26 protein-coding genes, 1 other RNA gene and 1 pseudogene are annotated in these 23281 nt (G+C 47.8%); 13 read left to right on the forward strand and 15 right to left on the reverse strand.

Translation table 11 applies throughout. The features are described from left to right. Window positions 1-96: 96 nt before the first annotated feature. Window positions 97-477 (reverse strand): response regulator, encoded by a 381-nt coding sequence (locus tag ACKFKF_RS10235; protein WP_446867629.1) that lies wholly within the window; start codon window positions 475-477, stop codon window positions 97-99. A 195-nt stretch (window positions 478-672) separates the two neighbouring features. Further along, window positions 673-1620: an aldo/keto reductase gene (locus ACKFKF_RS10240; RefSeq protein ID WP_446867630.1), complete on the reverse strand. Its 948-nt coding sequence runs from the start codon at window positions 1618-1620 to the stop codon at window positions 673-675. Between the two features lie 156 nt (window positions 1621-1776). Between ACKFKF_RS10240 and ACKFKF_RS10245 the strand changes: the two genes are divergently transcribed. After that, window positions 1777-3186 carry a BCD family MFS transporter gene (locus ACKFKF_RS10245; RefSeq protein WP_446867631.1) on the forward strand — a complete coding sequence of 470 codons (1410 nt, stop codon included), beginning with the start codon at window positions 1777-1779 and terminating at the stop codon, window positions 3184-3186. Then, entirely contained in the window at window positions 3186-4043 is an 858-nt protein-coding gene (locus ACKFKF_RS10250; protein ID WP_446867632.1) for an inositol monophosphatase family protein, read from the forward strand. The genes ACKFKF_RS10245 and ACKFKF_RS10250 overlap by 1 nt, the downstream gene beginning before the upstream one ends. Before the next feature lie 4 nt (window positions 4044-4047). Here ACKFKF_RS10250 and ACKFKF_RS10255 read toward each other — a convergent pair whose 3' ends face one another. Further along, window positions 4048-4602 carry a hypothetical protein gene (locus ACKFKF_RS10255; protein WP_446867633.1) on the reverse strand — a complete coding sequence of 185 codons (555 nt, stop codon included), beginning with the start codon at window positions 4600-4602 and terminating at the stop codon, window positions 4048-4050. Window positions 4603-4834: 232 nt separating this feature from the next. Then, complete coding sequence (locus tag ACKFKF_RS10260; protein WP_446867634.1) at window positions 4835-5683, reverse strand: SAM hydrolase/SAM-dependent halogenase family protein; 849 nt, start codon at window positions 5681-5683, stop codon at window positions 4835-4837. A 129-nt stretch (window positions 5684-5812) separates the two neighbouring features. On the opposite strand from ACKFKF_RS10260, the gene pirA reads away from it, so the two are divergent. The 4 genes from pirA (at window position 5813) to ACKFKF_RS10280 (ending at window position 8309) form a co-directional block, all read left to right on the forward strand. Beyond that, complete coding sequence (gene pirA / locus ACKFKF_RS10265; protein ID WP_446857612.1) at window positions 5813-5968, forward strand: arginine synthesis PII-interacting regulator PirA; 156 nt, start codon at window positions 5813-5815, stop codon at window positions 5966-5968. Window positions 5969-6231: 263 nt separating this feature from the next. Continuing rightward, on the forward strand, window positions 6232-7140 hold the full coding sequence (gene thyD, locus ACKFKF_RS10270) for a thylakoid membrane protein ThyD (protein WP_446867635.1): 909 nt from the start codon (window positions 6232-6234) through the stop codon (window positions 7138-7140). A 45-nt stretch (window positions 7141-7185) separates the two neighbouring features. Further along, window positions 7186-7737: a Uma2 family endonuclease gene (locus ACKFKF_RS10275; protein WP_446867636.1), complete on the forward strand. Its 552-nt coding sequence runs from the start codon at window positions 7186-7188 to the stop codon at window positions 7735-7737. A 356-nt stretch (window positions 7738-8093) separates the two neighbouring features. Beyond that, complete coding sequence (locus ACKFKF_RS10280) at window positions 8094-8309, forward strand: hypothetical protein (protein ID WP_446867637.1); 216 nt, start codon at window positions 8094-8096, stop codon at window positions 8307-8309. A 93-nt stretch (window positions 8310-8402) separates the two neighbouring features. On the opposite strand, the gene ACKFKF_RS10285 is transcribed toward ACKFKF_RS10280, so the two are convergent. The 4 genes from ACKFKF_RS10285 to ACKFKF_RS10300 all read right to left on the reverse strand — a co-directional run bounded on the left by ACKFKF_RS10285 (window position 8403) and on the right by ACKFKF_RS10300 (window position 10402). Beyond that, window positions 8403-8642 (reverse strand): hypothetical protein, encoded by a 240-nt coding sequence (locus ACKFKF_RS10285; RefSeq protein ID WP_446867638.1) that lies wholly within the window; start codon window positions 8640-8642, stop codon window positions 8403-8405. Window positions 8643-8791: 149 nt separating this feature from the next. Beyond that, the gene (locus ACKFKF_RS10290) at window positions 8792-8998 is read right to left on the reverse strand and encodes a hypothetical protein (protein ID WP_446857617.1); all 207 of its coding nucleotides are present in this window, start codon (window positions 8996-8998) and stop codon (window positions 8792-8794) included. Between the two features lie 564 nt (window positions 8999-9562). After that, a complete protein-coding gene (locus tag ACKFKF_RS10295; protein WP_446857618.1) occupies window positions 9563-9982 on the reverse strand; it encodes a tetratricopeptide repeat protein in 420 nt (139 codons plus the stop codon). Window positions 9983-10045: 63 nt separating this feature from the next. Next, a complete protein-coding gene (locus ACKFKF_RS10300; protein WP_446857619.1) occupies window positions 10046-10402 on the reverse strand; it encodes an iron-sulfur cluster assembly accessory protein in 357 nt (118 codons plus the stop codon). Window positions 10403-10616: 214 nt separating this feature from the next. On the opposite strand from ACKFKF_RS10300, the gene ACKFKF_RS10305 reads away from it, so the two are divergent. The 5 genes and pseudogenes from ACKFKF_RS10305 (at window position 10617) to ACKFKF_RS10325 (ending at window position 17019) form a co-directional block, all read left to right on the forward strand. After that, complete coding sequence (locus ACKFKF_RS10305; RefSeq protein ID WP_446867639.1) at window positions 10617-12245, forward strand: DUF6930 domain-containing protein; 1629 nt, start codon at window positions 10617-10619, stop codon at window positions 12243-12245. Between the two features lie 421 nt (window positions 12246-12666). Further along, window positions 12667-13821 carry a hypothetical protein gene (locus ACKFKF_RS10310; protein ID WP_446867640.1) on the forward strand — a complete coding sequence of 385 codons (1155 nt, stop codon included), beginning with the start codon at window positions 12667-12669 and terminating at the stop codon, window positions 13819-13821. 428 nt (window positions 13822-14249) lie between these two features. After that, window positions 14250-14543: pseudogene (locus ACKFKF_RS10315) on the forward strand (HU family DNA-binding protein); the annotation flags it as partial. 38 nt (window positions 14544-14581) lie between these two features. Continuing rightward, complete coding sequence (cobD, locus tag ACKFKF_RS10320) at window positions 14582-15631, forward strand: threonine-phosphate decarboxylase CobD (protein WP_446867641.1); 1050 nt, start codon at window positions 14582-14584, stop codon at window positions 15629-15631. Between the two features lie 20 nt (window positions 15632-15651). Beyond that, window positions 15652-17019, forward strand: a complete 1368-nt coding sequence (locus tag ACKFKF_RS10325; protein WP_446867642.1) for a dihydrolipoyl dehydrogenase family protein — start codon at window positions 15652-15654, stop codon at window positions 17017-17019. A 247-nt stretch (window positions 17020-17266) separates the two neighbouring features. Here ACKFKF_RS10325 and dcd read toward each other — a convergent pair whose 3' ends face one another. From dcd to ACKFKF_RS10345, 4 genes are all read right to left on the reverse strand, one after another. Next, window positions 17267-17848 carry a dCTP deaminase gene (gene dcd / locus ACKFKF_RS10330; RefSeq protein ID WP_446857624.1) on the reverse strand — a complete coding sequence of 194 codons (582 nt, stop codon included), beginning with the start codon at window positions 17846-17848 and terminating at the stop codon, window positions 17267-17269. A 9-nt stretch (window positions 17849-17857) separates the two neighbouring features. Next, window positions 17858-18391 carry a P-loop NTPase family protein gene (locus tag ACKFKF_RS10335; protein WP_446857625.1) on the reverse strand — a complete coding sequence of 178 codons (534 nt, stop codon included), beginning with the start codon at window positions 18389-18391 and terminating at the stop codon, window positions 17858-17860. A 246-nt stretch (window positions 18392-18637) separates the two neighbouring features. Continuing rightward, window positions 18638-19435, reverse strand: a complete 798-nt coding sequence (locus ACKFKF_RS10340) for an MlaE family lipid ABC transporter permease subunit (protein ID WP_446857626.1) — start codon at window positions 19433-19435, stop codon at window positions 18638-18640. Between the two features lie 102 nt (window positions 19436-19537). Further along, complete coding sequence (locus ACKFKF_RS10345) at window positions 19538-20179, reverse strand: hypothetical protein (RefSeq protein WP_446867643.1); 642 nt, start codon at window positions 20177-20179, stop codon at window positions 19538-19540. Between the two features lie 114 nt (window positions 20180-20293). Between ACKFKF_RS10345 and corA the strand changes: the two genes are divergently transcribed. Continuing rightward, window positions 20294-21460 (forward strand): magnesium/cobalt transporter CorA, encoded by a 1167-nt coding sequence (gene corA / locus ACKFKF_RS10350; RefSeq protein ID WP_446867644.1) that lies wholly within the window; start codon window positions 20294-20296, stop codon window positions 21458-21460. A gap of 58 nt (window positions 21461-21518) precedes the next feature. Here the strand turns inward: corA and ACKFKF_RS10355 are convergent, their stop codons facing one another. The 3 genes from ACKFKF_RS10355 to ACKFKF_RS10365 form a co-directional block, all read right to left on the reverse strand. Further along, window positions 21519-21887 carry a phasin family protein gene (locus tag ACKFKF_RS10355; protein ID WP_446857628.1) on the reverse strand — a complete coding sequence of 123 codons (369 nt, stop codon included), beginning with the start codon at window positions 21885-21887 and terminating at the stop codon, window positions 21519-21521. A 190-nt stretch (window positions 21888-22077) separates the two neighbouring features. Continuing rightward, an RNA gene (gene ffs / locus ACKFKF_RS10360) (signal recognition particle sRNA small type) lies at window positions 22078-22174 on the reverse strand. A gap of 65 nt (window positions 22175-22239) precedes the next feature. Next, window positions 22240-22506 carry a YciI family protein gene (locus tag ACKFKF_RS10365; RefSeq protein ID WP_446867645.1) on the reverse strand — a complete coding sequence of 89 codons (267 nt, stop codon included), beginning with the start codon at window positions 22504-22506 and terminating at the stop codon, window positions 22240-22242. Between the two features lie 142 nt (window positions 22507-22648). On the opposite strand from ACKFKF_RS10365, the gene ACKFKF_RS10370 reads away from it, so the two are divergent. Continuing rightward, the gene (locus ACKFKF_RS10370; RefSeq protein ID WP_446867646.1) at window positions 22649-23200 is read left to right on the forward strand and encodes a 2'-5' RNA ligase family protein; all 552 of its coding nucleotides are present in this window, start codon (window positions 22649-22651) and stop codon (window positions 23198-23200) included. The last annotated feature ends 81 nt before the right edge of the window (window positions 23201-23281 follow it).

Consider the following 23281-nt stretch of genomic DNA (forward strand, 5'->3'; position numbering starts at 1 on the left):
GGAGTCAAGTTCTTTTAGTCTATGCCTTTGTGGTGATTCCGTTGATCTACTGAAAGGAGGAGAAGCGTACTCTAGCTAATTTTCTAGAAGATTCCCTTAAAGGTTGCAGCGGGTGCGTTCTAGAAGATACCGAACGGCGTTCATCATTTCGAGCGGGCGATAGGGTTTAGAGATGTAAGCGTCAGCTCCTTGTTTTAGCCCCCAATAGCGATCGAAGTCCTCATTCTTAGTCGTACACATCATCACAGGAATGCTTTTGGTTTTGGGATCGCTTTTGATCCAGCGACACAGTTCGTAGCCATTCATGCGCGGCATGACAATATCGGTGATCACCAGATCAGGGCGGTGAGATTGAATGTGGGCGATCGCTTCGACACCATCGATCGCTTCCACAACCTCAAATCCCGACTCGCTCAGATACTCTTTGAGCATCAACCGAATCATTGCACTATCGTCAACGACCAAAACCGCACACATAGACGCTTCCTCTCGCTACGCACGTTCCCTTTTGAAGTCACTATTCACGGTTGCGACTTTCGATTCAGGGAGTTTTGTGTGTAGAGAGCGTGAAGGAGGGAAAGACCTTAGACAAAAGACCTTAGACAAAAGACCTTGACATTGGACACCAGGCCAAAGACTTAAAATGCCATTCAGTCCAGAGTCCAAAATCTTCTATCGTCGATCGCGCGTCAACAGATCCAACTGTGTAAATTCTTCGTCACTAATTGACCAGCCGAGGGCACCTGAATTTTGTTGCGCTTGATTGGCATTTTTTGCCCCAGGAATCGGAATCACGTTGCCTTGTTTGATCAGCCAGTTGAGAGAAACTTGAGCGGGAGTGCGATCGTGCTTTTCGCCAATTTGCCGTAGAAGGTTGGTCACAGGCGCGAGTTTCTCTAATCCCTGACGACTAAAGCGCGTATCTAGCTTGCGGGCACCCGTTACAGAATCGGCATTTTCGGGCGTGTACTTTCCGGTGAGCAAGCCTTGAGCCAGGGGACTATAAGCCAAAATGGTCACACCGAGTTGACGAGCCATATCGAGAATTCCATTCGTCTCAATTTGACGAGTAATCAGCGAATAGCGCACCTGATTGACCGCCAGAGGAACGCCTTTTGCAGCCAGATATCCGTGAGCTTCGCGCATCTGATCATCAGAATAGTTGCTGACTCCGATCGCGCCAATTCTTCCCCGCTTCACTTCATCCGCCAAAGCCTCCATCAGCGTTTTCTTGCTCATAAAGAAGTCAAAGGGCATGTGAACTTGGTAGAGGGCAACCCGATCAACCTGCAAGCGTTTCAGGCTTTCTGTCACCGCTTCATGGACGGCATCCGCAGAAAATCGCCACGGCAGCGGCATATATTTTGTCGCAATCTGAATCGGCTGGCTGGTTTGTTTCATAAAGCGTCCCAGCAGTTTCTCAGACTCTCCTAACCCATAGATTTCTGCCGTGTCAAAAAAAGTCACTCCCGCGTCTACAGCCGACTTAAACGCATTCTGCACATCTGTCTCGCTGTAATCTTTGCCATAACTCCAAAACAGAGAATCGCCCCATTGCCACGTCCCAATACCCAGGGGAGCGAGTTCCAAACCGTTTGCGCCAAGAGAGAGGGTTTGCATAATCAAAACAGGTAAAGGCTTAACATTTCTTAGTGTAACGATGAACCTTTGATTCACCCGCCCTTCTAGAGAGTCATTTACGATCGAATGCTCAAAGCCCTCTCGCTTGCCCTTATCCTTAGAAAAAATAAGAAAATCTAGATCACACTCACCACGATGGATACTAATCAACCGATCGACTTCACCGCCCCCGAAAAGTCACTCCCAAAAGTGGGCTTGTTTACAATGTTTCGCCTCGGTCTGTTTCAGATGGGGTTGGGGATGCTCTCCCTATTGACGTTGGGCGTTCTCAATCAGGTGATGATTTCAGAATTGAAGGTGCCTGGTACGATCGCGGCAGGGGCGATCGCCATGTATCAGTTTGTGGCCCCGGCGCGAATCTGGTTTGGGCAGATGTCCGACGCAAAGCCGATTCGAGGCTATCACCGCACGGGCTACATTTGGAGCGGCATGGCCTTACAGGTCGTCTGTCTCCTGTTAGCCATCCAAGTTGTCTGGAGATTGGGTGCCAGTATCACCGACGGATGGACAACGGCCAGTACGCTTTGGGCGATGTTGTTAGCGTTCATGTTCGCATTGTATGGACTGTGTATCAGCGCGAGTTCGACTCCATTCACAGCGCTGTTGGTGGATATTTCGGATGAAGAAGATCGATCGAAGATCGTTGGCGTAGTCTGGTCAATGTTGATGGTGGGGATTGTTGTAGGCGCGATCGTCGGTCAAAGAATGCTCACAGGCTTAACTCCAGAAACGTTGCAACCTGTAATCAATCGATTATTTTTAGTGTTTCCGGTTTCGGTTTTTTGTTTAGCGATCGTGGCCACCTTTGGGATTGAGAAAAAGTATTCGCGTTACGCTTCGCGTTCTCAATTGGTTGAGCGTGAAGATCAAATTACGTTGGGAACTGCGATCAAAGTGTTGACTGCCAGCCGTCAAACTGGAATCTTCTTTGGCTTCTTGTTAGTGATGACGATTAGCTTATTTCTGCAACAGCCTGTCCTAGAACCCTATGCGCGAGAAGTCTTTGGAATGACGATCGCTGAGAGCGCTGGACTCAACAAATATTGGGGCTATGGCATTCTAGCGGGCATGGGCGTGACGGGATTTCTAATCGTGCCTCGTCTGGGCAAACAGCGGACGGCTCAATTGGGATGTTGTCTCACGGCAGCTTGTTTCGTTTTGATCATCATCTCTGGCTTGACGCAAACTCAGACGTTGCTCAAAAGTGCGGTAATTTTGTTTGGGTTATCGTCTGGGGTGTTGACCAATAGCGCCGTCAGCCTAATGTTGGACTTGACCGCCACCGAGACCGCCGGAACCTTTGTCGGAGCCTGGGGTTTGGCGCAAGCCCTGTCGCAAGCATCGGCCACCGTCACCGGAGGCGCACTCCTCGATTTAGGACGAAAACTCTTCCAGCAGCCGTTTCCAGCCTTTAGCGTCGTGTTTGCTTGCGAAGCGTTGGGGATGCTTTTAGCCGTGACGCTCCTTCGACAAGTCAACGTGCAAGAATTCCGCAGCAGTTCTCGTAAAGCGATCGCCGCCGTCCTCCACCACGAACTAGACTAATGGACTTTTGGTCACAGGTTCTCGACTTTTCTGAAACGACCACGCATTCCGTCGGGACACAGCTTCTCAAAGATTTCGGGCAGGTGCAAGCGTCTGAAAAGTCGGACGGAAGTTTGGTAACCCAGTCAGACCAATGGGCGGATCAGGTCTTGCGGGATGCGATCGCTCACACCTTCCCCACTCACGGCGTTTTGAGCGAAGAAGTGGAGCATGTTTTCCCGCATACAGACTGGTGCTGGGTGATCGATCCGCTCGATGGCACGACCAATTTTGCCAGAGGATTGCCGCTTTGGGGAGTGTCGATCGGACTGCTTTACCAAGGCATTCCCGTCTTTGGCTATGTGCATTTTCCGCCGTTGAGACAGTCCTTTCATGGCTTTTGGCAGGGTGACTCTGGGTTAGAAATGCTAACGGGCGCGTTTCTCAACGGCAAACCGATTCACGCCAGTCAAGATGCTTTAACTAGCAACCATTTCTTTAACCTGTGCGCTCGAAGTGTTTCGGTTCTCAAACAGCCCTTTCCTGCCAAAATTCGCATGTTGGGTGTAGCAACCTATAATCTGCTGACCGTAGCAGCGGGAGCAACGTTGGGCGGAGTCGAAGCCACTCCAAAAATTTGGGATATTGCGGCAGTTTGGGCGATCGTTCAGGCCGCAGGCGCAATCTGGCACCCTTTAGAATCTGAACCTATTTTTCCATTAACCGTGGGACAAAATTATCGGCAGCGATCGTTTCCTACATTAGTCGTCAGCCGATCTGATTTATTGCCTGTGTTTGAACCGTTGGTTAAGTCGATCTCTTCGAGTTACCCGCAAGGGGTCGCTTCGAGTTACCCGCAGGGGCCGGCGCGAAGGTGACTCCTCAATAACCAAATCGACTGCGAGTTTTCTTTGAGCTTTGATGCAACTTGTCGATAATTGCTTTGACGTAAGGCTTGTCGAGTTCGGGGCTGCCTGCTGCGATCGTGTCAAACACCCCAATCTCTGCTCGCAAAAACTTACCAATCACAATCTGCACATTTCTAATCTCAGCCCATCGCTCTTGAGGTAAAGAACTGTCCCGATGCTGCTCTAGCAAATCGATCAAGTAATGATGATAACCCCAGACGATTTTGGCGGTCGATCGCGTTAGAAAAATTGCATGATCAGAAAGCCAACTGTCATACTGCTTCTGAAATTCAATTAGCTGTTGATTGTTTGGAGCGCCATACTCAATCACATTGTTTAGATCATTCAAGGCTTTAAAGAGAATAGGATATCCTTCTAGTCGTTTGTCAAACAAAGAAGTTGTATATTTCTGCTCTAATTGTCTACTTAGCTTACGAAATTCTGTCCGTGCTTGATAGAGGGCGACAAAGAAAGAAGCCAATACTGTAATTAGCCCTGATACGATCGGTATCCACAATTCTGGCTTCATAGTCTTGTATAGATCTAATTGCAACTTCATCGGACGATATTAACAAAACGCGAATTCGATAAAGTTTTTTTGCTTCGTTGTTCACGTCTTCTGCCCCCCAACCCCCCAATTCTGGGGAGCTTTAGAGCAAGATTTTCAAATCAAAGTCCCTCACTTGTGGGGAATTGAGGGGGCTGCCCAAATTGACGACCGCAGCAAAAGATTCCGTCGAATTCGCGTTAACAAAGCATTACTACTGAATTTGCACTGAAATACGATCTCTTCGAGTTACCCGCAAGGGGTCGCTTCGAGTTACCCGCAAGGGGTCGCCCCAGTTCAGTCCCAGTTGCCTTTGAGCATTTCCTTGGTTGGTGGCGATTTCGATCCAGTTGTGACTGCCAATTAATGCCAAAACTTCTCCAGGTTCACTGTCTGCATAGGTCGTTTTGCTTGGATAAGTTATATGAGCGATCGTCACGCTCCAGTCCCTTCCCTCCACTTCTGTCCCCGGAATATTCGTAATCAGATTGCCAAAATGGTCGATCGCTTGAATCGATCCTTCAATTGTGTGATCTGTCCGAATGGGATTAGCAATGGGAAACTGCACGATCGTATCCAACTCGATCGCTCGTCCCAATTCCCTCAACGGTACGCCACTCGCCAAATGTGCGCCAACCGGGGCAAAAATATCGCGTCCGTGAAAAGTCTGACTCGGAGCCAAAACGCGCCAATAATTGGGATTTGTCAACTCAACGGCGGCGACCCCTTGCGGGTAACTCGAAGAGATCGCTTTCCAGTGGCTCAACACGCCACTCACCAACCCATTGTCAGGACTGACCAAAAAACCAGACCCAAGCTGAACGGCGATCGCTCGTCTCGCACTGCCCACCCCCGGATCAACGACAGCTACATGCACCGTTCCATCAGGGAAGTAAGGATAGGCATTCATGAGTTGAAATCGCGCCATCGCTACGGATTGAGGCGGAATCTGATGGGTAATATCGATCACTTGTAGATGAGGATTGACGTGAGCGATCGTCCCTTTCATCACCGCTACATACGCATCACTCAGTCCAAAATCAGTTAGAAGGGTCAGGATCATTTATCAGTAGGTTCAGTAATATTTATGTTTTTAATGTTAACTTTGGTAGCATAAGCTACGGATTATTCTACTAGCTGCTACCATTAGAGTAAGCGAAAGCTAACAGGTGACACTCTAGGAACGTTTAACATGAACAGAAATCGTAATCAAAACGCCGCGCAAACTGCCAGCGTCCATCGTGAAAACCTTCAGAAAAACCTGCAACGCCGCATCGAAGCTGCCAGAGCCAGCGGTGACACCAACCTTCTTCGACTGCTAGAAGCAGAAGCCAGCTATCTCAAGTAGTGCTTCAATCATCATTCAATTCTGCTCCTATTTAGGATTCACGCAGAGGTACAGGCTAAAAGGTTTGTGCCTCTTTTATTTTGGGCTTTTTTGATCTTCTGTTGATCTTCTGCTTTGATCAAGTTACAGCAGTTCTCTGGTGAGTCAGGACGGTTGAGTAGAGGACGCTTGTATACTGAATTCTAAGTTTTGTGGAGGGGTTCTCAGAATTCCTTTCTCTATTTAATTTTCTAAAAAAACTTTAGAGCACACGGAGACACTCAATGAAAGTCGTAATTACAGGGGCAACGGGATTTGTGGGCAGTCGTTTGGTAGAGCGGCTTTTGGCTGAAGGGCATCAGGTCGTTGTGTTGACGCGCAATCCTGCTAAGGCTGCTTTTCCTCAGTCGTCGAGTCTCGAAATCGTTGCCTACAGTCCAACTGAGTCGGGCGATTGGCAAAATGTCTTTTACGGCTGCGATGGTGTAGTTAATCTGGCAGGAGAAGCGATCGCCGAATCCCGCTGGACACCCGAACGCAAACAAGCGCTGATCGACAGTCGCAAAATCACTACCCAAAAGATCGTCGAAGCCATTGCCAAAGTCGATCACAAGCCTTCTGTCTTGGTGAATGCATCAGCGATCGGCTTCTACGGCACCAGTGAAACGGCCACCTTTGACGAAACAAGTTCTGCGGGAGACGATTTCTTAGCGGAGATCTGCCAAATCTGGGAAGCCGAAGCCAGCAAGGTTAAGGAAATTGGAACTCGATTGGTCATTCTGCGATTGGGCGTTGTGTTGGGAGATGGAGGCGCGTTAGGTAAGATGTTACCAGCCTTTAAGTTGTTTGCGGGTGGCCCGATCGGCAGTGGTAAGCAGTGGTTTTCGTGGATTCACCGAGACGATGTAGTGAGTTTGATTGTGCGGGCACTGACGCGATCGGACATGGAAGGCACTTTTAACGCAACGGCTCCCAATCCCGTCCGTATGGTTGACCTGACGAATACGATCGGTGAAGTGATGAATCGTCCTTCCTGGCTGCCTGTCCCTGGTTTTGCATTAGAGGCGATGTTAGGAGACGGCGCAAAAGTGGTGCTAGAAGGTCAGGAAGTCTTGCCCAAACGAACCCTATCCAGCGGATTTGAATATCAATATCCAACCCTCAAGCCAGCACTAGAAGCCATTCTAAAATAAAGTTTTGAGTGGTTCCTTTACTCAACAAGTCCTGGAGAATTGCCAATGACCATCGCAACTTATAAATGGACAATCGATCGCTATCACCAGGCGATCGAGGCTGGCATATTTGATGATCAGCCTATTGAATTATTGAATGGAGAATTGATAGAGATGTCCCCCGAAGGAGTTCCCCACGCTGGCTTGAGCGACAGTTCATCAAGGTATTTGCAAAGGCTACTAGGGGAACGAGCGATCGTGCGTGTAGGGCACCCAATCACGTTGCCTAATTGTTCTGAGCCTGAGCCAGATTTAGCGATCGTTCAACCTCTAGAGCAGGTCTACAAAACTGAGCATCATCCCTACCCAGAGAACATCTTCTGGGTAATTGAATATGCAAACTCTAGCTTACAGAAAGATACAGACATCAAGCGTAGAACTTATGCGGCGGCGGGAATTTGTGAATACTGGGTGATTAATCTTAGAACAATGGGGTTGATCATCTATCGAGATCCCATTAACGGGGATTATCAATCTGAAGTCACGCTGACCAGTGGAACCATTCATCCATTATCTTTTCCAGAGGTTGCGATCGAGGTGATGAGATTAATTCATTGATCACTAAATTGGCTCAGACTATTAATTGACAAAGGATTGGCCAAAACGGAGCGAAGTCACCACCGCCTCAATCACTGCAAAAAGTACTTGACTTTTACAGAGAAATTCTTGTACGCTCTCTGGTTAAGTTGCCTTGCGTGAAGTGTTCGGCAATCGGATACCCAAAAATTCTAGCCGTCGCCGCTCAAAGCTGATTCCACCCAGCAATGAACGGCTGACCCCCAAGCTGACTGAGACCCAGCGTGGAGGCTAATGGAGAATCATAGCATTCCTCCTAGTCATCCTGCTTTGTCCTGCTTGTGGGATGGCTAGGTTTTTGGGCCTTCCTGCATCCCAAAATTTAGGAGAACCCCCAAATGTCTGACAATCTGCGTGATTTTCTGTCTGACGACGAGCCGCCCACCGACTACGAAAAGCTGAAAATTTTGATCATTGGCTTTCCAGCAGGGGTTACCGAAACGATTCACACGCTATACAGCCTTGGGTTTGCCGAAGTGAATGATTGGAGTCCCCTATTACCCGCGCCTAAACCAGGAGAAGTGATGAGCATTTTGAGGCGCGATCGCGGATAACTCAAAGCGATTGGACTTGATAGAAAGGTGGCGACGGATATCAGTGGATTTGAAGATCCATTTGCTCCTAAGTCCGTTGCCATCTTCTCAACCCTACTGACTGAGCCGTTTTGTTAGCCAACTTGTCGCACCACTGATCAGCGCACCTGCCATGAGAATGCCGATCGCGGGCGTAAAAACAGGCTCCCAAAGTTTGTACCAAAGATCTAACCCCAGCGGAATTTTAGCCCCTCGACCAATCACAGCCGCCGCCAGCCAAAAGAAGCTAAAAAGCACCAGAAATAAATCCAGCATCAAAATGAAGTTAAGCCACTTCAAAAACTGCTCTTTCATATAAAGTTGTTAACCTAAAGTTGTTAAACGCATCGGTAAGAATTGATCTACACTTCATACCTTATCAAAACATTTTATCAAAAAATAGGGCTGCCTCTGGGATTCAGGACAGCCTTATCAACGATCGAATCAACATTGCAAATCAGAATTTACAGTTCCTCAAATTTAGGTAATCCTTTGTGGTGCGATCGTTGCAGATTTTCTGGATCGACATAGTGACAGACCGCATCACTCACACAGATAATCGCCCACCCTGCCTGATCTATCTCTCTTAGCTGATACCCCGAAGCTTGTTGAACAAAGCAACCTCTGTGATTCCGTGTGCCCGGTTTAACGCCTACGAATTCATACAACATGGCTAAATTATTCCTAAACGAATCAGTGGATTTGCACAAGAAGCTTTCACACCCCTTCACAACCAAAAGTGATGATCGAGTCGATCGAGTCGTTATGAGTTTTTGCAGTTAGTCACTGAAGCGATCGTTGAGTGCCTTCTGATCATCAAGCATTCAAAAATCGCGCCTTTTAATAACTGTGAAATGGTGTAAAGACTACTCTTTGTCTTGTTAGTTGAATCTTACCATTCTATTTCTGAAAGCATCATTAAGTTAGTTATGGTATTGTTTCGAGTAATGTATTTCAGTCGTCAAAACCTTTACCGCGTTGCAAGTATTTCAGCCGTTTTAATGTAGTTTTATGACCAGCATTCCTCCAGCTTCGATTTAATCAGCCGTTTATTCTAGCGGCGAGTCCAAATTCTCTTAAAGTCCCCAAAATTGCCAGCTTGGGAGGCAGGAGACCCAAGCAACGCAGCGAGATTTATGATCAACTTCACGTTGGTTTACAGAACTAATCCATAAAAAAATGGAGCCAGGTTCAAAAACACTAACTCCAGCTCAACTTGGACTTTGATTCAAAACTTACTCAGCCAGCCAGGCCTTAACTCGCTCCATACTGACCCAACCTGGCTTACGAGTTAGCCCATCTTCGATATTTTTCTCGACCTCTTCGCGCAATTCTGGAATCGCCATCGTCAACTGTTGAGCCACTTCGACATGGGTTCTGACCCCCTTCTTGTTTAAGTCGAGCATGGCCAGCACTAGATTGATTCGTGCTTGCGGATCTTGGGGATTGAGCTTTACTGCTTTTTGGGCAGTCGTAAAGGCCAAAGAATGCTTGCCAGTCAAGAGATATAACCATGAAAGACAAGTCCAGGCAGCGCTAGTTTTACCAGAGCGATCGCAGATTTCCTTAAAAACAGGAATCAACTCCTCTGGGGATTCGCCTTCCTTGTAGCGTTCCAGGGCTTCATCAAAGATGGTTTCAATAGTTTGAGTCATGATTGAGCTAAAGGTCTAAAAATTAAACGATCGCAATGGCAGTCTGAAACTAACGCCGAAACCCTATGCCGAAAACGATTTGCCACAGCCACAGGTCTGATCCGCATTGGGGTTTGTAAACTGAAAGCCGCCGCCAATTAAAGCATCACTATAGTCCAACAGCAACCCATAGAGATAGAGCATACTTTTGGGATCACAGACCACTTTAAAGCCGTCGTAATCGTAGACCTCATCATCCGATCGAATATTGCTGGGATCTTCAAAATTCATCGTGTAGGACATGCCAGAACAGCCGCCGCCTCTGACCCCCACCCGCAAACAAAGATCCTGCCCTTGCTTTTCTCGCAGCGCCATCACATGCTTGAGGGCCGCATCACTCATGAGAATTCCACGCTTTTGGGACTGAGTTGCCTGTGTCATGGTCGTCTGACTCCTAAGATCTTTTGCTGATTGATCTAGTTTATCGATTATTTGAGTAAAACAGATTTCTGAGTCACAATCTTACCGAACTGACTATGCTGATAGAAGGCTTTTGTACGACGTTTCAGAATGTCGGTGAGGAAGTAGATTAGCGTCTAAGATAAAGTCTGCTGTCCGAGAGCCTTGCATCGTCCCTCCGTTAATTGACTTGGTTATGACTGGTCTCAATCGTGCTACTCGTCGTCGGCTGCTGCAACTACCGCAGGTTCCTAGTGTCTGGGAGGGCGATCGTCGGCCACTCTCTACAGGGTTGTCGATCGCCAGCAGTCCGACGATAGACCCGACAAATGCCCATCCCGATGGCGACTGTATTCTTTGGGTCGATGGGTCGCAAGGGGTCGTCAGAGCAATGGATGTAGTGCCGGATGAGACGGGGCATGAAGCGATCGTTCGCACTTTGTTACGAGCGATGGAGCATCCCCACAATCCAGGAAAGCCGGCTCGTCCTCAAAAGATCGTGGTGCGCGATCGAGAAACCCAGTTTTACCTGAGAGGCGTGCTGCAAGATTTAGAGATTACTCTGGACTATGTGCCTGAGTTGCCGCTGATTGATGAGATCTTTCGCGGATTTCAGGATGCGACGGATACTCGTCCGCCTCAGTTGCCACCTCAGTTTGCCGATCAGTTGATCGAGAAGGCAGAAGGGCTTTGGCAAGATGCCCCCTGGGAAGTGTTGGGCGATCATCAAATTTTAGAAATCGAGTTAAATCAGTGGGATCTGCACAGCCTCTATGCCTCAGTGATGGGGATGCTGGGGATGGAATATGGGATTTTGCTGTATCGATCGCTCGATTCGCTGAAACAATTCCGGCAGCGCGTGTTGGCTAACGAATCGCTTGAACAGATGGAAGAAGCTTTTCTGGGTCAAGATTGCCTGTTTCTCACCTTTGAATCGGGCGAAGACGAAGACGAAGACCCGCTAGAACTCGTCGATCCAGACTCAGAAATTACGCCTGTTTTTGGGACGCTCCATCCGTTAGAAGGGATTCGATCGTTTCTCTACGACGAAGAAGCCCTATCACTGCTGGTCATTCTAGAAGCGCTGCATCGATTTATGCGGCAACATCGGCGCAAATTTGAGGGCGACGCTTTTCCGGCTGTCAGCAGTAAGTACAAAATTCCCCTTCCTGAAGGGAGCGAAGCAAACACATCAGCCGTGTCGGTCAAGGTTTCGACGATGCCCGATCTGGCAAATGAACTGTTTGCAATGGTAGACGACGAGGAAGAGGAGCCGTTCTTTCCAGTGATTCGGGACGACTTGGTGCCAGAGCATTCTTTCTTGAGTCTGGGCGTGATGCCGTGGGAAATGGTGGAGCGAATGCGATCGCACGTCGATCATCACCAGGGCGGCGAACCGACAGAATCGGGAGAAGGGTTGCCCGTGATTTTAATCCAGACTTCTCGACCCAAAGCGAAGGCAATGGTAGATGAAATTAAGGAGGCAGGCGGCATTCGCGGTATTTGCTTTAATCCTGGTGCTGACCCGTTTGTGGGCGACCACTACGACTTGGGACTGCTGCAAACCGCCAACGGCGAACTTCATTTATTTGGCGAATTTGAAGAAGACGATCCCACCCATATTCAGGCGCGTAAAAAGTGGGAGCAGCGCTGCAAGAAGACCAAAGGCTATTGTGGGCTGGTCGTAGCCAAAGGACTGACGGGCGCAAGTCGAGGCAATCCCAATATGAAGGATATGGTGGCCCTGTTTGAAGTGAAGGCAATCTCATCGGACGAGTTGGGCCTGGGACTGCTAGAGCGTAAGTTTGCGGTGGATTGGGTCTAAGAGGGCGCTCGAAGCGAAGGATCGCAGATCAAATCGGCGTTGCTAACTCAAGGTGGAGTCGATGGAATCTTTTCGCTTCGTTATTCAGTGCTTCTGCCCCCCAACCCCCCAAAACTGGGGGACTTAAGCCAAGAATTTCAGTTCAAAGTCCCTCACTTGTGGGGGATTTGGGGGGCTGCCTAGATCCATAACCGCAGTGAAAGATTTCATCGACTTCACGTTAACTTAGGGGATGAATTGGGGATGAATTGCCCTCAACGTCGCGAGAGATCGGACGTTCAAGGTTTTTCAACCCAATAAACGCACCCTTTTTGATTGGGCAAAGCAAGAATTGATGTAACGAATTCAGAAACGGCGATCGTCAGGGGTGAGTCAACTCACTAAGTTAGAACCATCCTTTACAACGCCTCCACTCCTGAAAATGACAAACATCACACCAAAAAACTTCAAAGCGCATCAAATCACCATCGCTGCGCTCACCGGATTGATTCTACTCACAGGTGCCAAATCCCAGCAAGCCGGACTGGCCTCACCGCCGTCACAAAGCACTGTGTCTTCAAAATTAAGAGTGACCCGATCGTCTGCCTTGCCCTCATCCGTTGAACAAAGGGTACGCCAGGATTTGTCTCAACGGCTCAATATTCCGTTGCGGGATGTCAAAATTGTGAGCTTTAGCCAGCAAACCTGGTCAGATAGCTGTTTGGGGTTAGGAGGTGCGGCTGAGGGCTGTTTGAGGGGAACTGTCCAGGGTTGGCGAGTTGAAGTCACCAATGGTCAGCAAAATTGGTTTTATCGCACAGATGACACTGCCCAGGCGACCCGATTGGAACCTCAGCCCAACAATGTGGTGACTTTGCCTGCCGATGTCGCTCAACGTTTGCTAAAAACGGTTGCTAGACAAGTGAGCATTCCCATCAGTCGCTTACAGATTGCAGAAGTCAAATCAGCGACCTGGGATGGCTGTCTGGGAGTCTACAAACCAGAGCAAGCCTGCACTCAAATTGCGCTATCTGGGTGGCAAGTGATTGTGACGGGCAGCGATCCCTTGCGGGCAACTCGAAGCGACCCCTTGCGGGTAACTCGAAGAGATCGCAGTTGGGTGTATCACTTAGACGAATCGGCAAACCGGATTGCTCAAAACCCAACTGCAAGTCGCAGCCAAGGTGGACTGGTGCCTTCCTTTATTCCAGAACAAAATAAGCCTGAGATCGAAACTAACGTGGTTTTTCGGTCGATCGTCAGCGGCGATCTCACAGGCAAGGTGACTCAAGTGACCTTAACGAATGATGGCGTGATCACCCAATTGATCACCGCTCCCAATATTCGTTCTCGCCCAGTTGTGCTAGGGCGATTATCTCCACAACAAGTGGAGCAATTTCAGCAAATTCTGCAAACGCAGCGCTTTCGCAATTTGAATGACTTGAGATATTTGAGTAGTGCAGCGTTTGCCGACTATCCCACTACGACCTTGCAAGGGGTGGGCAGTACCGTTCAGTACATCGATTTGGAGGTCAAAAACCTCCCTAAAGCGTTACAGTCCGTAATTCAAGCTTGGGAGAAATTGCCTTCTCGCTAGGGATCACGAGTGATCCCAAAGTAGAGTCATTGGACGGTCTGGTGAAGGGTGCATTTTCGCCATCGACTCTCATGATCAGCTTTCTCAAATGAGACGAAGTTTGGCGATCGCTTCCTCTGGTCGATCGTCCCTTAATCCAACTCAAAGCCAGTGTAGTCGGGTCAGTGCCTTACATTTCTTAGCAGTTGGGACGGAGTTTTAGGTATGAATGCTTATCAAAATACCAAAAATGAGCAGAAAAGTGCTGTAATCCATATAACTTAAAGCTTTTCACGCTCCAGATTGAGAGAACAGCCTATAGAATGGGTCATTGAAAAATCGAGGTTCTGGGAGTTTCAGCCATTTTGAACCGACCGCCTTGAGGATTCAACTTTTGGTCTCACTTTGAGACTAAAGGAACGCTTCAACCCCACTCAACAAACTCTGAGGGAAACGATATGAATAAGGGCGAACTCGTGGATGCAGTCGCTGAGAAGGCTAGTGTCACCAAGAAACAAGCAGATGCAGTGTTGACTGCTGCGATCGAAACGATCGTCGAGGCGGTTTCTTCGGGTGACAAAGTGACGCTGGTTGGTTTTGGCTCGTTTGAGTCGCGTGAGCGCAAAGCTCGTGAGGGGCGCAACCCCAAAACAGGCGATAAGATGGAAATTCCGGCGACCAAAGTTCCTGCATTTTCGGCAGGGAAGCTGTTTAAGGAGAAGGTTGCTCCTTCTGACGACTAGGCTGGCTAGACATTACGACCTTTTTAAGCAGGAAAATTTTGAAACGTCCAGTGCATGGGGGGAATTTAGCTTGGGCAGCGGCGCTGGTTGGCTGTTCTCCCTCTGCAATTCTTGATTTTTCTGCCAGTATCAGTCCGTTGGGGCCGCCCCGATCGGCGATCGAGTCCATTCAAAATAATTTAGGTTTGCTGAAAGCGTATCCTGATCCCGCGTATGGGGAGTTGCGATCGGCATTGAGCGATTTTCACCAGATTTCACCGGACTGGATCTTGCCTGGAAACGGGGCGGCTGAGTTACTGACATGGGCCGCTTGGGATTTGGCAGCGTTAGACACGACCTGGGTTTTGACTCCTGGATTCAGCGATTATTTTCGAGCATTGAAGGCGTTTGGGGCACGGGTCGATCGCTATTCCTTAATGATTCAGAATGGTTTAACGACACTTCCACTGGATGCTCAAAAGTCTGGGTTGCTGTTAAATAATCCCCATAATCCAACGGGTCAGCTATTTTCAAAAGCGTCCATTTTGCCTTATCTAAAAGCGTTTTCGCTCGTGGTGGTGGATGAGGCTTTTATGGATTTCTTAACGCCCGATTGTCAACAAAGTTTGATTGATGAAGTTGAGAATTATCCCAATTTAGTGATTTTACGATCGCTCACCAAGTTTTATAGTCTGCCAGGATTGAGATTGGGCTATGCGATCGCTCATCCCGATCGATTGAGTCAATGGCAACAGCGGCGTGATCCCTGGTCAGTGAATGTTTTGGCTTCTGTGGCCGCGATCGCCATGCTAAAAGACACCGAATTTCAGCAACAAACCTGGGATTGGTTAGAATCTGCTAAACCTGCGTTATTTGATGGCTTGAAACAATTACCAGGATTGCATCCTTTTCCGAGTGCTGCTAACTTTTTTTTGGTAAAAACTGAGCGATCGAGTGTTGAAATTCAAAAGCAATTATTAGCAGATCACAAGATTTTAATTCGAGATTGTTTGAGTTTTGATGAGTTGGGCGATCACCACTTTAGAGTTGCTGTGCGTTCTGAGTCAGAAAATAACCGCTTGCTCGAAGGATTAACCAACGTTTTGTAATTTTTGTTGTAGCTTTTAATATGGCAGTTGAGTATGATTTGGTCGTCATTGGTAACACGGCGGTTGGAATTCATGCCGCGATTTCGGCTGCTCGACTCAAAGCAAGAGTTGCCTTAATTGATCAAGCGGTGAATACAGAAAAAACGGTCGATTGCTTTCGAGAAGTCGGGCGCATTTCTCAACAGATTGCGCGGATCAATCAACTGAGTTTTTATCAACAGACGATTGATTCCAATACACTCAATTGGACAAAGGTTAAAAAGTGGGCAGATACGATCGCAACTGACTTTCAAGAAGCAAACTCTCCTGCGGTTTTAGCCTCTTTAGGAATTGAGGTGATCCCTGCGTCAGGTGAATTTGTGCGTAAGCCACAGGCTGGTTTTTTGGTGCATGGACGACTGCTACGATCGCGATCTTTCCTAATCACAACAGGAATGCTAAGAGCGCCCACGATCGAAGGTTTGAAGTCAACTCATTACCTCACCGAAAAAACCGCCTTTCAGTCCTTACCTGCTACCTTAACCATTATTGGTGACGATGCGATCGCGATTGAGTTCGCGCAAATTTTCACTCGGCTAGGCGCTCAAGTTACGTTGATCACAACTCAATTTTTGGCAGGAGCCGATCGAGAAGCTGCTTTTCTCATTCAGGCACAGCTAGAAGCAGAAGGCGTTCGAGTTTTGACCACCCAAGTAACGCAGGTGAGACAGATTCAAAATAAGAAATGGGTACAGGCGGGAGATGTAGCGATCGAGACTGATGAAATTCTGTTAGCAACCAAGACAGAACCCAATTTAGAGGGATTGAATTTGGAAGCAGCGGGAGTACGATCGCCCATTCAAACTAATGCAAAACAACAGACGACGAATTCCCGCATTTATTGGTGCAACACTCAACACCAAGCAGATATTGCCGTTAAAAATGCGCTATTTTTTCCAATCTACAAGCTAAATCGTCACATTCCCAGAGTTATTTTATCAAGTCCAGAAATTGCCTGGATCGGTTTAACAGAATCTCAAGCAGTTCACGAATACGGCAAAGACATTTTTGTTTTAAGGCAACCTTTCAAAACTTTAGAAAAGGCGCAAATTCGAGGAGAACTGACGGGATTTTACAAATTAATCGTGCGTCGAAATGGCTCAGTTTTAGGAGCGCACATTGTTGGCACTGAGGCAAGTGAGTTGATAGGAGCGATCGCCTTCGCCATGCAAAAAAAACTGAAGATAAGCGCGATCGCTGCTCTCCCCTTTCCTTCTTCCACACTCTCAGAAATCCTATCCAAAGTTGCCACAGATTTTCAGTCTCAAACGCTCAAACAAAATTCCAGACTACGGGACTTTTTGCGGAACTTTTTTAATCAGCGGAGACGGCGATCAAATAGCAAATAAACCGTGAATTCAATACGATTCTTCGCTACGTTTGAAGTTCGTGGAAGCTCCCTAAATTTCCCACGAGTGAGGAACTTTGAACTAGAAATCCTGTCTATAAGTCCCCCAAAATTGGGGGGTTGGGGGGCAAAAGCCTCTAGACAACGCAGCGAAAAACCTCACCAAATCAACGTTAAATACCAACCGTTGAAGCAGACAACTCAACACGTTTAGATTTGTTGAAATCATCCGCTTCAACCATCTTTTCTCACACTCTCGCCAGCGTGACACGTTCTGATTGATCTTGATATTTACCACGCCGAGTTTCATAACTGACTGCACAAGGAGCGCCTTCTAAAAAGAGCAACTGTACAATTCCTTCATTGGCATAAATCCGACAATCCGCACTCGACGAATTCGAGAATTCCAGTGTCAAATGTCCCCGCCAGCCCGCCTCAGCAGGCGTTAGATTTGCAATCAACCCAATCCGCGCATAAGTCGATTTACCAATGCAGATCACCGTCATATTTTCGGGAACTTCTAGCCGCTCTAGAGCCACACCCAACCCATAGGAATGAGCAGGCAACACAAAGTAGCGGCCATTCTCATCTTCATGCAGTTGAGCAGGTTCCAAGTTTGCCGGATTGAAATGTTTGGGATCGACCACCGTGCCCGGAATGTGACGAAAAATGCGAAACTCAGACGCAGACAGACGCAAATCGTATCCATAGCTGCTCAACCCATAGGAGATCACAGGCAGACCCTCCACATGCCGAACAAGCTGCGGCTCAAAGGGAGCAATCATCCCCTTCTGCGCCATTTGAGTAATCCAGGTATCGTTTTTGATCATGGTGTTTGCCTATGGCTGGTGGCTGCGACGAAGTTCAGTAATTTGATCCGCTACATCTAAAATCGCCTGGGGCATCTCAGGGCCCGTCAGAATAATGTCAATTTGCCGAGGGCGACGCTTGAGAAATTCCAGCACTTCTGCTTGAGGAATCAGCCCAAAATTGATCGCCAGACTCAACTCATCCAACACAACCAGATCGTATTTGCCCTGACACACCACATCCTGCGTGTATTGCCATAATTGCAGCAGCGATCGCACCTCTGATTCATCTAACTCAGGAGTGTCAATACACCGGGGAATGTCACAACGAATCCAATCCAGACTTTGACTGAGCTTGACGGGGCGATCGTACCCCTGCCCAATGCCCCCTTTGAGAAACTGCACCACCAAAACCGACGTACCCTGGCCCGCAATTCGCAAAGCCTGAGCCATCACTCCTGTAAAAAAGCTGCGATGAAAGGAGGTAAACACCTGCACCAGCCCTTCTACACTGAGATGAAGGGGACGAGAATCAAAAACCGGAGTCTCAACTTGGGAAACCATAGCGCACTCAGTCAAAGGGTGAGAAAAGGAACGTAGTTTCTGAAGGCTCAGAAGTCAGATATAGCGTGTTTCAAAATATGCTTTCATATCAAACACTACCTGTAGAGAAGCGTCAAGAGTATTCATGATCTTGTGGAGTAATCTCGTGCAGCGCCTTCTCTCTGACCAATAGAATACAGAAAAGTTTGTTAGAAGTACAGACGTTCTAAAAAATGGGGGTGGATCACGTTGTGGGGAGCAGTTGTTTTAAAGCCCTCGACTCACCCCAGTTCCCGTCCCCTGGAACATGATCCACGAGAGGAAGAAATTAGAGATAAAGATCGCCAGCAGCGAGGTCACAACGGCCGTGGTTGTCGATTGCCCGACTCCTTTTGCGCCTCCTGTGGTCGTCAACCCCCAGCTAGATCCAATCACCGCAATCAATGCCCCAAAGAAAAATCCTTTAAGGGGTGCACTACAGAGATCCCAAACGCTCAAAAAATTCTTGGCTGAGTTGATGAAAACCGTGTTGGAGATGCCGTACAGCCCTTCAGCGACCAGCATTCCGCCAGCCATTCCTGTAAACAGAGCCAAGATCGTCAAAATGGGCAACATCAAGCAGCAGGCAATCACACGGGGAATGACTAAGTAATCGATCGGATCAGTCCGCAACACATACAGTGCATCAATCTGCTCAGTCACTTTCATCGTGCCAATCTCTGCTGCAAAGGCTGATCCCACCCTTCCCGCTAAAATTACGGCGGTTAGAACAGGTGCCAATTCTCGCGACAAAGAAATCGCTAACACGCCCCCGACGGCTGTTCCTGCACCCAGATTGATAAACTCTCTAGCAACTTGAATGGTGAACACCATGCCCACAAAAGCAGCCGTCAATAACGCAATCAGCAGCGAGGCGGGGCCGACAGCGGCCATTTGCTCGATCGTATTGCGTCGATTAATTTTGCCACTCAGTAAGTGAACGAGGACTTGCCCACCCAGCAACACCGCAGATAAAAGGCGCTGGCTCCACAGTCCCAAAGCAGAATTTGAAGGTGTCTCAGTCAACGGAACAGTACTTCTAGCAACTATGCTGACAGGATATCAGTTAAACCCTTAGTCAGTCTTTGTTCTCGCAGAACAAGGAGAATTATTTGATTGTTAAGAAGCTCAGATTTTCTTCTGAGAATTGCGTTTTTCTAAAAGATATCTAAGTTGATAGAGATAAGCTGCACCAAGTAGCCAAACCCCTAAGAGTCTGAGTGAGAGTTCCACATTCAAATCTGAGGTGTAAAGTTTTATTAAACGACCTGCTCCACAACCTGTGAGCGTGCCCAAGCGCGCTGCAATTGATGAATTTACAAACCCTACTGACTCAACTTCTTGAATGCAGTACTGGCTCGAGGAAAAGTAGGGGAGGGCAACAAGAACGACGGGTAAGGTCGCTATAGTTGTGATGACCATACTGTAGAGAAGCTCTGACCACTTCCGAGATGGACTTAACCAGTATGGAGGAGTTGACCAAAAAAGCTTTAGGAAAATTACGTACATCACTTTTAAGGCCAAATACCAGACCAAACCTCCAGCTAGGCAAGCCAGTGAGAAGCCAAAGAGAAATAGTAGTAATTCTGGCTTTAGAGAGTTCGTTGCAAGAGAAGCCACCACAATGACTGAACCCAGTATAAAGACTAACCAAAACCACGCAGCAAAGACAATAACGCCGAAATACGTTGGTATCGCTAAACTGATTGCTCTTAGCCAACAGATAGGATAGGGTATCCACGCAGGATAGAGAGATTTGGGGCGACTCATGAATCAACCTATTGCAATTTGATGGGGCGAACAACTCCTTATTATCTTTCCCATCCGGTTATCCACTATAGAAATAGCGGAAACTTGATACACGTAAAAACGAGGTAAATCTGCATGGTGGCAAAGCGTCTTCAGGCTCCAAAACCCATTGTTCAATCGGATGAGGAAGACTCGTCGATCGAGTACTTTTATGATGTGCCCGGTAGTATGCCTGGGACGCTGAGAATTGACGTAGATGCCGCTCCTTCTGAGATCGTCTTGATCGACTACAACGAAGCCAACGCCGTGCGTCTTCAGATTGAGTCACCGCGAGTCTGTGCAGAGTATCTAGACACCGAATCTGTCTCCTGGGTAGATGTCAAAGGACTCGGCAGCGAAGACATTTTGAATGAACTTGGGGAGGTTTTTAGTTTGCATCCCCTCGTGTTGGAAGACGTGGTAAATGTGCCGCAACGCCCCAAAGTCGAGGAATATGAGAATCAACTGTTGCTCATTTCGCGAATGGTGATGTTGAGGCGATCGTCCAGTGGGTTTCACACCGAGCAGGTCAGTTTTGTGTTAGGTCGTCACTACTTACTCACCGTTCAAGAAGAGCCTGAGCGCGATTGTTTTAACGCTATTCGAGAACGCATTCGTACCAGTAAAGGCACTATTCGCAAACACAAAGCTGACTATTTGATGTACGCGCTGTTGGATTCGATCGTCGATGGTTTCTTCCCAATTTTGGAGCGCTACGGAGAAGAAATTGAAGGTCTCGAAGATGAAGTGGTCGAAAATCCTACTCACAAAACGTTAGAAAAGATTCATAAAATCAAGCGAGAATTGTTGACGCTGCGGCGATCGATTTGGCCCCAACGCGATGCGATTAATTCTCTAATTCGAGATGGCAGTGACTTGATTTGTGATGAAGTTCGGGTGTATTTACGCGACTGTTATGATCACGCCGTTCAAGTGCTGGATATGGTCGAAACCTACCGTGAGCTGGCTTCTAGCTTGATGGATGTCTATTTATCTTCCGTCAGCAATAAAATGAACGAAGTCATGAAATTTCTAACGATCGTCTCCACCATCTTCATTCCCCTGACCTTTATTGTTGGAGTCTACGGCATGAATTTCAACACTGATAAGTCACCCCTCAACATGCCAGAGCTAAATTGGTATTGGGGCTATCCGTTGTGTTGGGCAGTGATGATGGCGATCGCCGTTTCTCTGATCTTCTTCTTTAAGCGAAAAGGCTGGTTTGAGAACTTTTCAACCGTCAAAGGAAAGAGTAGGGAGTGAAAAAAACTTCGTAATTTACTTAGATACCACTCCCCGTCTCTCTAACTAATTTCTCTAACTAATCTCGCTTTAACCGTCGTAATTCATCTTGCAAATCCATTACTTGCCGCCGCATGTCTTCAACGCTGTTTTGAGGAGTTGCCGCAGTCGGTTCCTCATCGTCGTCTAAAATCTCAATCTTGCGAGGCTCCGAAGGTTTTGGATCATTTGACTGTGTGACGGGCGGTTGTTGGGCGCGATTGACCATATCATCAACAAACTTGCGCGCATCCTCAGCCGACATTTCACCGCGCTCGACCATCTCATCCGCCAATTTTTGCACCTGTACGCGAAGCTCACTCAGCTTTTCTCCCGCCTTTTCTCCCGCGTAAGAAGCCACTCCAATCCCCAGATACACCGCTTTCTGCACTAGATCTCCCAAACCCATATCCTTTAAACTCCCATGTCATCCGTTTCTTTTAGGGTACAAAGAAAACCGGAGACGCGCCCACGGGGGTTTACCGCACCCAAGTAAGACTAAGGAAAAGATTGCTGAATTCGCTGAATTCAAGGATGAGTTATCAAGATTCTATTTGAAGTGCAGAATCAAGAATCCATCTTAAAGTCTTTAAAATTAAAGTGACCCGGAGACTACGCCTATCTTGAGCATCCCGTATTGCTGCTGCCTTCCGGCCCTGACAAGATTTGGGTGTCACGATCGCATAGATCCGAGTCACTTATTAGAATAACACTGTTGAGCGCGATTGGTTTTTATTCAACGGATTCTTCTTGCCTTGCCGCTACTCCACGACGACACGCCATTCATAAAGCTTGTAGTTGACACAGCCGTTTTGAATTAAGGGATCTTTGGCGACGATCGCCTTTGCCTCATCCATCGACTGCGCCTTAAAGAGAAGCATTCCGCCCCCGTAGTGTGCCCAATAGCCTGTGCGAGCTTCGTGACCTTGATCAATGAGAGATTTGACGTAGGCTTTGTGAGCAGAGACGTAGCGATCGAAGATACTCTTATCTACAATTCCCTCTTCGATCTTCACAAACCAAGGCATTAGTATTCTCTTCCTTAGAATCTTTTTACTCAAGTTTCCCATTCTGTAGCTTACAGTCAGAACGAGTCTGGATAGAAATTTTCACGCTAATTGGCTCATCTACAGATGCTCATCTACATAGTTGTTTTTATAGTTGTTTTTTATGGCTCTGATGCAACGCTTTTTCATTGCGCTTTTACCCCCCCAAGACATTCAAGATCGGGTGACTGAGATAAAGCAATATTTTACAGAGCATTATGCGACTCGTCACGCTCACAAATCGCCGCCCCACATTACCTTGCAGCCTCCGTTTGAGTGGCCGTCTGGAGAAGTTTCACAGTTAGAGCAGAGCTTAAAATCGTTTGCTCAAAAGGCGAGGAAGGTACCGATCGTATTGGACAATTTTGCAGCGTTTCCGCCTCGCGTCATCTATATCAATGTTCTCAAAACTCCTGACTTGCTGACATTACAACAGCAGTTGATGGCTCACCTCGAAGCGACCCTGAGCATCGTTGATCCGGTTTCTAAGTCTCGTCCCTTTGTGCCCCACATGACCGTAGCGTTTCGTGATCTGACTCGACAAAATTTCGCTGTCGCCTGGGAAGCGTTTCACAACAAATCGCTGCACTATGAGTTTGTGGGCGATCGCTTGACGCTATTGGTTCACACGGGCGATCGCTGGACTGTCGCCTCTGAGTTTCCGTTTCTCGCTTGAATAGACAACAGCAAAGCCCTTAAAGGTAACGTGAGTTCGACGGAGGATAGAAGCGCAAAAGGAAAGCTGAGACTACCGTTG

Source organism: Phormidesmis sp. 146-12 (assembly GCF_052939495.1).

Bases quoted from the DNA above. Each gene is read 5' to 3' on its own strand.
- ACKFKF_RS10235 (WP_446867629.1), bottom strand. From the start codon at position 477: ATGTGTGCGGTTTTGGTCGTTGACGATAGTGCAATGATTCGGTTGATG.
- ACKFKF_RS10240 (WP_446867630.1), bottom strand. From the start codon at position 1,620: ATGCAAACCCTCTCTCTTGGCGCAAACGGTTTGGAACTCGCTCCCCTG.
- ACKFKF_RS10245 (WP_446867631.1), top strand. From the start codon at position 1,777: ATGGATACTAATCAACCGATCGACTTCACCGCCCCCGAAAAGTCACTC.
- ACKFKF_RS10250 (WP_446867632.1), top strand. From the start codon at position 3,186: ATGGACTTTTGGTCACAGGTTCTCGACTTTTCTGAAACGACCACGCAT.
- ACKFKF_RS10255 (WP_446867633.1), bottom strand. From the start codon at position 4,602: ATGAAGCCAGAATTGTGGATACCGATCGTATCAGGGCTAATTACAGTA.
- ACKFKF_RS10260 (WP_446867634.1), bottom strand. From the start codon at position 5,683: ATGATCCTGACCCTTCTAACTGATTTTGGACTGAGTGATGCGTATGTA.
- pirA (WP_446857612.1), top strand. From the start codon at position 5,813: ATGAACAGAAATCGTAATCAAAACGCCGCGCAAACTGCCAGCGTCCAT.
- thyD (WP_446867635.1), top strand. From the start codon at position 6,232: ATGAAAGTCGTAATTACAGGGGCAACGGGATTTGTGGGCAGTCGTTTG.
- ACKFKF_RS10275 (WP_446867636.1), top strand. From the start codon at position 7,186: ATGACCATCGCAACTTATAAATGGACAATCGATCGCTATCACCAGGCG.
- ACKFKF_RS10280 (WP_446867637.1), top strand. From the start codon at position 8,094: ATGTCTGACAATCTGCGTGATTTTCTGTCTGACGACGAGCCGCCCACC.
- ACKFKF_RS10285 (WP_446867638.1), bottom strand. From the start codon at position 8,642: ATGAAAGAGCAGTTTTTGAAGTGGCTTAACTTCATTTTGATGCTGGAT.
- ACKFKF_RS10290 (WP_446857617.1), bottom strand. From the start codon at position 8,998: ATGTTGTATGAATTCGTAGGCGTTAAACCGGGCACACGGAATCACAGA.
- ACKFKF_RS10295 (WP_446857618.1), bottom strand. From the start codon at position 9,982: ATGACTCAAACTATTGAAACCATCTTTGATGAAGCCCTGGAACGCTAC.
- ACKFKF_RS10300 (WP_446857619.1), bottom strand. From the start codon at position 10,402: ATGACACAGGCAACTCAGTCCCAAAAGCGTGGAATTCTCATGAGTGAT.
- ACKFKF_RS10305 (WP_446867639.1), top strand. From the start codon at position 10,617: ATGACTGGTCTCAATCGTGCTACTCGTCGTCGGCTGCTGCAACTACCG.
- ACKFKF_RS10310 (WP_446867640.1), top strand. From the start codon at position 12,667: ATGACAAACATCACACCAAAAAACTTCAAAGCGCATCAAATCACCATC.
- ACKFKF_RS10325 (WP_446867642.1), top strand. From the start codon at position 15,652: ATGGCAGTTGAGTATGATTTGGTCGTCATTGGTAACACGGCGGTTGGA.
- dcd (WP_446857624.1), bottom strand. From the start codon at position 17,848: ATGATCAAAAACGATACCTGGATTACTCAAATGGCGCAGAAGGGGATG.
- ACKFKF_RS10335 (WP_446857625.1), bottom strand. From the start codon at position 18,391: ATGGTTTCCCAAGTTGAGACTCCGGTTTTTGATTCTCGTCCCCTTCAT.
- ACKFKF_RS10345 (WP_446867643.1), bottom strand. From the start codon at position 20,179: ATGAGTCGCCCCAAATCTCTCTATCCTGCGTGGATACCCTATCCTATC.
- corA (WP_446867644.1), top strand. From the start codon at position 20,294: ATGGTGGCAAAGCGTCTTCAGGCTCCAAAACCCATTGTTCAATCGGAT.
- ACKFKF_RS10355 (WP_446857628.1), bottom strand. From the start codon at position 21,887: ATGGGTTTGGGAGATCTAGTGCAGAAAGCGGTGTATCTGGGGATTGGA.
- ACKFKF_RS10365 (WP_446867645.1), bottom strand. From the start codon at position 22,506: ATGCCTTGGTTTGTGAAGATCGAAGAGGGAATTGTAGATAAGAGTATC.
- ACKFKF_RS10370 (WP_446867646.1), top strand. From the start codon at position 22,649: ATGGCTCTGATGCAACGCTTTTTCATTGCGCTTTTACCCCCCCAAGAC.